Source organism: Microbacterium sp. Bi128 (genome assembly GCF_918698205.1).
Genome location: NZ_CAKKMM010001278.1, coordinates 1 through 1,459 on the forward strand (window position 1 = coordinate 1; position 1,459 = coordinate 1,459).

The 1,459-nt window shown below is 66.7% G+C and carries 1 protein-coding gene; it reads right to left on the bottom strand.

What is annotated here, in order from left to right; all coding sequences use genetic code 11:
• Window positions 1-2: 2 nt before the first annotated feature.
• Window positions 3-1,459, bottom strand: a 1,457-nt coding sequence (locus tag LQV45_RS31985) for a GAF domain-containing sensor histidine kinase (protein ID WP_230011504.1), incomplete at its 5' end; no start/stop codon positions are given.

Genomic DNA, 1,459 nt, shown 5'->3' on the forward strand with positions numbered 1-1,459 from the left:
GGTTACAGGGGCACCGACCATTCCAGGCTGGTACCGGAGTCGGGCACGCTCGTGATGGTGCATTCGCCGTCGAGCATGCGCGCCCGGTCCTCGAGGTTGCTTAGCCCGTTGCGTTTTTCGGGTTGAGTGAATCCGGCGCCGTTGTCGCTGATCACCACCGTCACCCTGCCCTTGACGACCGCAACCGAGACCGAGATTGTATCCGCCCCGGAGTGCCGGATGGCGTTGCTGAGCCCCTCGGAAACCACGGCCACGACGTTGTCGGCCTTGTCCGGTGTCACGGCATCCACGGGTCCCGTGATGGTCAGGCGCGGCGGGAACGGCATGGACTTGGACGAACTGCGAGTGACCCGACGGATCCGGCCGCTCAGCAGTTCGATCTCGCCTGTGTTGCTCTTGAGCGAGTAAATGGTGTCGCGCAGGCTGCGGATCGCTTCGTCGAGTTCGCCGGTGATGTTGCGGATGCGCTCCAGCGCCAGATCCTCCTTGGTGAAACGGGTCAGGCTCTGTACGCTCAGCCCGGCGGCGAACAGCCGCTGGATGACGAGGTCATGCAGGTCCCGGGCGATCCTGTCGCGGTCGGTGAAGACCAGAAGCTCCTCGCGCAGCCGGTGCACCCGGGCAAGTTCCAAGGCGAGGGCCACGTGGGAGCCGAAGACGGCCCCCATTTCGATGTCGGTCCGGGCGTAGCGCACCGACTCCTTGTCCCGTGCCAGCAACAGGAGGCCATGGTGGGCGCCCTGGGTACTCAGGGCCACTGCCAGCAGCGGGCCGGTGACTGCACCGTCGACCTCCCCCAACACTTCGGATGCGTCGTCGAACAGCACTGGCTCGCCGCCTTCGAGGACACCTTCCAGGAGATTTGACTCCAAATGCAGTGACCGTCCCGAAAACGCCGTGCCGCGCTCACCGGCAACGCCGATCACCACGTGGGCCATGGCGTTGGCGGCGGGGGCCACCAGGAGGGCGAGTGAGGACGCGGACTCCTGGAGCGCGCGGCCGGCTATCGGGTCCAGGCCGCCCGAGGTGTAGTCGCGGTCCGTGCTCAACATCAGCCCGGAGACGTCCATGCAGGCCTCCAGCCAGCGTGCCCGGCGGCGGGCGTCGTCGTAGAGCCGGGCATTTTCGATGGCGACGCCGGCCGCTGCGGCCAAGGCGACGGCCAGGGCCTCGTCTTCGGCGGAAAAGTCGTCTCCGCCTTCTTTTTCCGTGAGGTAGAGGTTGCCGAACACCACGTCCCGGACGCGGACCGGTACCCCCAGGAAGGACTGCATGGGAGGGTGGTGCGCGGGGAACCCGTAGGCCTCGGGGTGCTTATTCAATTCATGCAGCCGGAGCGGCCGCGGGTCTGTGATCAGGAGGCCGAGGACGCCGTGGCCGGTCGGCAGCGGACCGATCTGACGCGCCAGTTGGCCATCGATGCCGACAGTGATGAAGTGGCTGAGCGCGTGGTCATCAC